Annotated in this window: 6 protein-coding genes and 1 pseudogene; 2 read left to right on the top strand and 5 right to left on the bottom strand. The window is 58.3% G+C overall.

Annotated features, from left to right (window positions below):
- Together CP49_RS46500 and CP49_RS37555 are read right to left on the bottom strand one after the other, a co-directional pair.
- Positions 1-408, bottom strand: a pseudogene (locus CP49_RS46500) (hypothetical protein); the annotation flags it as partial.
- Positions 405-596 (bottom strand): hypothetical protein, encoded by a 192-nt coding sequence (locus CP49_RS37555; RefSeq protein ID WP_057855145.1) that lies wholly within the window; start codon positions 594-596, stop codon positions 405-407. The pseudogene CP49_RS46500 and the gene CP49_RS37555, both read right to left, overlap by 4 nt.
- A 647-nt stretch (positions 597-1,243) precedes the next feature.
- Between CP49_RS37555 and CP49_RS37540 the strand changes: the two genes are divergently transcribed.
- A complete protein-coding gene (locus CP49_RS37540) occupies positions 1,244-1,459 on the top strand; it encodes a hypothetical protein (RefSeq protein ID WP_057855142.1) in 216 nt (71 codons plus the stop codon).
- Positions 1,460-2,278: 819 nt separating this feature from the next.
- On the opposite strand, the gene CP49_RS37530 is transcribed toward CP49_RS37540, so the two are convergent.
- Positions 2,279-3,535 (bottom strand): hypothetical protein, encoded by a 1,257-nt coding sequence (locus CP49_RS37530; protein WP_057855140.1) that lies wholly within the window; start codon positions 3,533-3,535, stop codon positions 2,279-2,281.
- A gap of 215 nt (positions 3,536-3,750) precedes the next feature.
- Here CP49_RS37530 and CP49_RS37525 point away from each other — a divergent pair, with 215 nt between their 5' ends.
- Positions 3,751-5,706 (top strand): hypothetical protein, encoded by a 1,956-nt coding sequence (locus CP49_RS37525; protein WP_057855139.1) that lies wholly within the window; start codon positions 3,751-3,753, stop codon positions 5,704-5,706.
- Positions 5,707-5,771: 65 nt separating this feature from the next.
- Here the strand turns inward: CP49_RS37525 and CP49_RS37520 are convergent, their stop codons facing one another.
- Together CP49_RS37520 and CP49_RS37515 are read right to left on the bottom strand one after the other, a co-directional pair.
- Positions 5,772-5,924, bottom strand: coding sequence for a PIN domain-containing protein (locus CP49_RS37520; RefSeq protein WP_420807686.1), 153 nt, complete (start codon positions 5,922-5,924; stop codon positions 5,772-5,774).
- A 61-nt stretch (positions 5,925-5,985) separates the two neighbouring features.
- Positions 5,986-6,189 (bottom strand): type II toxin-antitoxin system VapB family antitoxin, encoded by a 204-nt coding sequence (locus CP49_RS37515; RefSeq protein WP_057855138.1) that lies wholly within the window; start codon positions 6,187-6,189, stop codon positions 5,986-5,988.
- Positions 6,190-6,253 lie beyond the last annotated feature (64 nt).

The raw sequence follows: 6,253 nt of genomic DNA, 5'->3' as shown, positions 1-6,253 counted from the left end.
GGGCGCGGCGGAAACCGCCGGCGGCTCGAGCGGCGCGCTGGGCGCCTCCGGCTCGCCATCGGCCTCGGTGATCTCAGCTTCGGATGTCTTGGCCTCGGTCGTCTTGGCCTCGGTCGTCTTGGCCTCGGATGTCTTGGCCCTGGTTGTCCTGGCTGCCTTGGCCTTGGTGCCCTTCGCAGGCTTGGCGCGACTGGATGCCGGAGAGGCGCGGCCGCGCTTCGCTGCCGGCAAGGACGCCTCGCCAGATGATTCAGCGCTTACGTCTTCCGCAGGCGTCGCCACCAATCGAGGCGTGCGATTTGAGGCATTGGCCCAGGCGTCAAGCTGATGCCTGATGCGCGCAGCATCGCTGTCGCCCTCCGCCGGTTCGGTCGCGGAGATCGCTTGCGTGGTTGCGCGGCCTGTCATGTCGCCCCCCGCCTCGTAACGGCAAAAGCCAGCTTCTCCTCGGCGAAAAACTGGAGTGTGCCGTAACCTTCCGTGTCGACGGCATATCTGAAGCTTCCGTCAACGGTCGGAAACACGGCGACAACCGTGCCCGCCTCGTGATCGTTAGCGACGTTTTCGACTTGCTCGCCAACCGCAAACTTCGCCATCGAAAACTCCTTTTCGGATTCGTCGATGCGATTATATCTCCACGAGCAGGCCGTAGCTTCTTAACGATGCGCCTTCCCGAATTTAGGACGATGGTTGTTGCACTAATGTCTCATCCTGCTCGCGGAAGGGAACAACTGCACGCGTGGAACGCGAAACGGACATGGCGCGATGTCCGGATTGAGTCCGAAATGCGCGTCGACGACGAAATCAATCAGACAATCTGAATTGGCGCTTCGCCGCCCTTGCTCTTCGAGTGTGCCCGATTTGTAGGATGGGTGGAGCGCAGCGATACCCATCAATTGCCACTCGCGACAGTGATGGGTTTCGCTTTCGCTCTGCCCATCCTACGGAGGCCCATGCGCGGCACTCGGAGCTGTTGCAGCGTTAAGACAGTCATGGCCATTCCGGCACGGTCCCGTAGTTCTACGCTTTGCGAATCGTCCGCGCGCGCCCCTACTCTCACCTCAGTTTGCATTCCATCGCGTTGCTGGTATCCGTCCCGCGCAAAAAAAGCACGGCTACGGAAAAGTGCATTTTTGCAGGTCAATTCGCCTAAGGGGCGTCCAAAAAAACGGCGTGCACCAATGTTGGCATGAACCCTGCATTGGCTGAACGAACTGGATATTCCTTATCAACGAAGGTCGCCATGCTCGTTACTCTCGTCGCTGTTCTCTGCAACAGCCAGCTTTGTCTCGAAAAGGTCGTCACCACCAGCGACCAGTCCGGCATCACCATGACCGCCTGCGCGGTCAACGCGCAAATCGGCATTGCCGACTGGCTCGCCAAGGGCCCGTATCGCGAATGGCGATTGCAGCGCTACAAGTGCGTGCTCGGGAAATACGTGCCGAAGAACGAGGCTTGAGTCGCCGCAGGCTATCTCACGCTGGCGCGGCTCTTTGCCTGATATAACGAACTTGTTTGCGTCAACGTTCGTAAACATGACCTCGCCTTCTCGCGGCGCGATGCGCCCGAGGCTTGCATGAACCTTTTCCCTCAAAACAGAGGGAGCAGGGAATGCCGGGTGCTTGCTGCACCCGCGGTCTCGTGTGCAAGAGTGGAGATAGAGGCGCACACGAGCATACAGGTACAGCCGGAGCACTCCGGCATTCCCTGCGCAATGGTTTGACGGCTTATGCCGCGCTCTCCCTGGAGACGAATTCGTCTTGCCTCCATCGCTGCCGGCTTGATGACGAAATCGATCCGGTTGGATCAAATTCACCACCGACAGCTTAGCATCAGCCACGGATGCCAGGACCACACGGTTTTGCCGTACGCTTCAGCGCCGTACGTCCTGCGCGGTGTGCTCGCTCACGGATAACCGCCCTGCGATCACCTCTCGCGCCCGACGCCGCTGCGTCCACCGCATCCCACCCCGCGTCCGTGACGATCGCGATCCGCCCCTCGTGAGGGATGAGACGGCGGGATTTCTAGTGCTGATTTGGGGTGATCGAGAAGGAATTTGTTTTTGCGGAGGGGACTGGACGGGGCAAATCGCGTTGATTTGGTTCGGGAAATTAGTGTTTGCGCGCAATGACCAAGGGGGGCAGGCGCGCCTTCGGGACGGTACCATCAGGCAATGCGCTCGTTGGACGTTTTTTTTCAACGTTTTCGCCTGCCTCCTTCCCATCATTTTCAGGCGCCCTGGGCAATTCCTGCGTGCGGCGGATTTGGCCGATCCAGCCTAGCTCGAGGCCGCCGCCCGGGCGGTCATGCGTTTGAGCGCTGTCAAACGCTTCCGGCTCAAGGAAATCCGGCCAGCGAGCTTCTGCTCGTCCAGTGGCAAGGACAGAAAATCGAGGATCACATCGCGCTCACGAAACTTATAGACGTTCCACAGGAAGAACCGGATCAAAGCTGCAAGATAGAGGCTGGCGTATTGTGCACACAGCAGGGCGTGGTCACCAGCCTCGCCGCGATGAACCACCTTGTTGCGAAATTCCTGAATGAAGTTCAGGCGCATCGCAGCGTGCTGGTAGTCATCAAAGATCGAGCTTGCCCGCTCCACGATACGTTCGGAGGGCTCCCGGTCTTCCCGCGCACAGAGCACCTCGATGCCGGTCCAGAATTTCAGGAGCGCCACCTCGACATGGCCTGTTTCGAGGCCCTCCTGCAGAAGCAACACCGCCTGGGTCAGGCGTTCCGGGAAGTCTACGCGCAATAAGTCCGATGCAACGTGTTTGGCGAAGGTTGCGATTGCTTCCGTCGGTTGCGCTTGCCAAACTCTGAAGTTTCTCTTCCAAGGCGTGGGATAGTGGTTTTCCGATTGCCAGTTGCCAAGCTTGCCCGCCGCATCGACGGTGAACACTGGCGAGGCTGAGAGAAGGGTGCCAATCGGCGCATTCGGGAAGCCAAACCGCTTGCTGACCCCATAACCGCGGATGGCAAGGTTGAGAACGCCCAGCGCATATTTCATCCGGCGATAGGCGATGTCGAGCGCCGCGCGATCATTCGTGCTCGCCACTTTTGTGATCGCGAACACGAAACCGTCCTGCAAATTAAGACGGCTGCGCTCGTATTCCTTTAAACCGGAAATCACCTTCAGGCAGGCGCGCGGCAAGCTCGTCTGAATCTCCACCGACCCGCCGACCGAGGCGATTTTCTTAGGCAGCCGGACTGCGAATTCCGCATTGATTTGCATCACCGCCGTGAAGGATCGCGGCTCCTTGCTCAACAAGTCTTCGAGATAGGCCCGAAGCTTGCCGATAAAGAACGGTGCGGCGAAATTCTTGGCGCGCGCGCATTCATTCAACGCATGCCAGACCGCGCCGTCCTTGATGTAGTCTTCAACAGGCGTCTTGAAATTGAGGTTGTAGAGGATCTCGAAACTTGCGCGGTCGAGAGCCCCGGACTCCCACGAGATGCGTCCTTCAAACTCCTTGGGAATCTTGGCAACAGACTTCAACACGTCCGCGAGATGTGATTTTGGATAAATCTTCATAATACCCCGGCCAAGCTTGGTTGACGTTCCCCGAAGCCGTTATCGTGCCCCATTGAAACTATGCCAGAGTCGCCGTTCTCGTTCTATGTACGAAGGGTTTGGCGGCCTCCCGCTCGGCAAAGAAGCCGCCGAACAATCTTGGCGACCTATTGAACAGCCGGCGATGGGTTGTATGATCGGACCTAACAACTGTCTGCTTAGCGTGGTTTTAGCCGATGCCGGACGCGACACCGCCTCTCAACAAAATACCCATCACGTTGTCCGCGGAAGAACAGCTCGCCCACGCGCTGGACCTTTGCTCGCAAGATACGGAGAGGATGATTCCGGACTACGCAGCTTTCGCACCTTGGCTGGCAGAGAAGCTAAAATCCGAGCGCCATCGTGTGCCGGTGCCGGACCATATGGGAGCCGGCGAGAATTTTATTTTGTCGACGGCTAGGGAATTTGCCCGGCTTGGCGAAATTCTAAAGCACGCCACAAAGGAGAACCCACCGGATCGTAAGGACTTCCTGAAATTCAAATTGTTTTTTTTCGCCTTTCACGGAGACGAGCGCGGCAAGGCCGTCGTCGATGGCATTCTCGCCTCGGAAAACCTGGACGATCTCCAGCTCACCGAAGGTCTTGCGAGCGCTTCACCCGCTACGCTTCGAAGCCGTCTTTTCACAGCGATGCACCGCGATCGAGGTCACGACGCGTTTCTGATCTTGGGTCACTTAAAGGAAAGCGACCTGCACGCTGGCGAATACGCCTACCTCCGCTCGCTCTGTCACTTCCGTTCTGGCCAATTCAAGGAGGCTATCGAATACGCACAACGCGTGCCCAGCACCGCACTCGATTTCCCGCGTTCGGTCGAGATTAGGGCCAGAAGTCATGCCTACCTTGGAGATGGCGCCGCCGTGAAACAGGCCATCGCTGGCCTTAGGAAAGATGCGCTGTCCGCTTGCCAAGTCCTGTTGCTCGGTGAATTGACGGCTTACCACTCCCGAAGTGTTGAAGCTGGCGCAGCGGCAATGGGCGACCACCCTCTTTTCCAAAGCCAGGTTGTGATCTCGCCCCGCGATCCGGGATATGGCGAATTTACAAAATTTCACGTCCGGCTTCTGACCGGCTTTGAGGAGCGCCGCGCTGAAATGGCAGATGCGATCCTCGCCAAAGATGAAATTGCCGCTCCGTCCGATTTCGCCGCCGTTGTCGAGAGCGATCCGACACTACGTGCCACCGCCGTGGCGCTCCTTCTCGAACCTCGCATCGACGGAAGGTCCGGAATAAAGCAGTCCTTAACTTCAATGTTTTCGGACTCGCTTTTACCGGTCATTGAGGCTGGTGACCGCGAAGCACTGCGCATTCTCTTCCAATCGCTCTATCGCTTACGGACCTATGATGAGTTCATGGCTCTCTTCAACCAGCTGTGGACATCCAACCAGATCAAAGACACGGACTTTCTGGATCTTCATGCGCTCGCTTACCAGGTGGCTGTCACGATAAATCACCCGCTGACGGACGAACTTCGGGTCAGCATGGATGCTCTTGGAATGAAAGACATCCAAAGTTCCGCGGAGGAAGCGGCGCAACGGGAAACTATCGCAGCGCGCCTCACCCCTATGGGCCGCGAGTCCTACCGTCTTTCGTTGCGCGCCATGGACAACGCCACCCAGGAAGACGTGCTCTGGCGAGACGCAGGGCTGCTGGCCCTCGGATTTTTCCGTGTCATCGAGATCGAACTTAACGAACGGTTCGTGCGACCCGCGGCAAGCGGCATTGCGCTCGCCCAACTCGATGCTCTCAGAGCAGCGGCGGGGCAAGCCGGGACAAAGGGCTGGAACGCAGGGCTTTCGACTCTACGGTCGATTGTAGCCAACCCTTCAGAGCGACTCATGCTCGGGCCGCTTAGAGAGATGTGCAATGAGTTTGGTCATCCGCCCGCAACGATTGACGCCAATCTGCGCGCGTTTGTTCAAGCAGCCCTTGAAACCCAATTGACGCCGTCAGGCCGGGCCGCGTTCTTTGCCCAAGACCTGGTCGACACGGTGTCTTCTAGCCGCGTGCAGAGCTATCGCAATCCTCCGGCGCACGGTCGATTCGTCGGATTTTCGGAAGCGATGACCTGCAAACAAATAGTCACGGACACACTGAATCGCTATTTTTCTTGGTTTGTGAGTTACGCGACTTAGCGCTATCGCGCCCGCGTGGCATCATTCTGGGATTGCGGTGACAGTGCACTCAATCGTGCGGGCATTCACACCTGCGCCGGCACCTCAATCAGCCCCAAATACCGCGCCATGGGCCGGAAATCGCCGTCGTTGTGGAGCAGCGGCCCGCGATTCTCGATGCACCAGGTACCAATCAGCAAGTCGATGGTCTTGCGAACCGTGATGCCGCGCCTGCGCAAGGACGGAAATTGCGGGCCGCGGCGGTGGCGATCGCGTCGCCGGCCATCGATTCGACAACCGTCACCCGGCCCCTCGTTCTTTACGACTCCGTGCAGGGCTACCGCGCCATCGGTATTTGCCGAACGCCCCGTCGACCTCCCGCTGACCTCGCAGCCTGATCATCAAGCGAAGCGCCTGTTCTACCGTCTGCTTCTTGGTTTGATGTCCGGAAGCTTTTTGCGCTTCTGCCATCAGCGCGTCGTCGATCTCGATATTGGTGCGCATGGACGATGTCCCGCCGCGGTGTGTATGAAATGATACTACCATACACATCCGAATTTCACGACGG

The organism is Bradyrhizobium valentinum (assembly GCF_001440405.1).
In the GTDB taxonomy this organism is placed as follows: Bacteria; Pseudomonadota; Alphaproteobacteria; order Rhizobiales; family Xanthobacteraceae; genus Bradyrhizobium; species Bradyrhizobium valentinum.
Note: the sequence above shows the minus strand (reverse complement) of the source record. Positions and strands in the feature narration are given on the sequence as shown.

What these genes read in the sequence shown, in the direction of transcription:
- CP49_RS37530 (WP_057855140.1), bottom strand. Translation starts at nt 3,535, where the DNA reads ATGAAGATTTATCCAAAATCACATCTCGCGGACGTGTTGAAGTCTGTT.
- CP49_RS37540 (WP_057855142.1), top strand. Translation starts at nt 1,244, where the DNA reads ATGCTCGTTACTCTCGTCGCTGTTCTCTGCAACAGCCAGCTTTGTCTC.
- CP49_RS37515 (WP_057855138.1), bottom strand. Translation starts at nt 6,189, where the DNA reads ATGCGCACCAATATCGAGATCGACGACGCGCTGATGGCAGAAGCGCAA.
- CP49_RS37555 (WP_057855145.1), bottom strand. Translation starts at nt 596, where the DNA reads ATGGCGAAGTTTGCGGTTGGCGAGCAAGTCGAAAACGTCGCTAACGAT.
- CP49_RS37525 (WP_057855139.1), top strand. Translation starts at nt 3,751, where the DNA reads ATGCCGGACGCGACACCGCCTCTCAACAAAATACCCATCACGTTGTCC.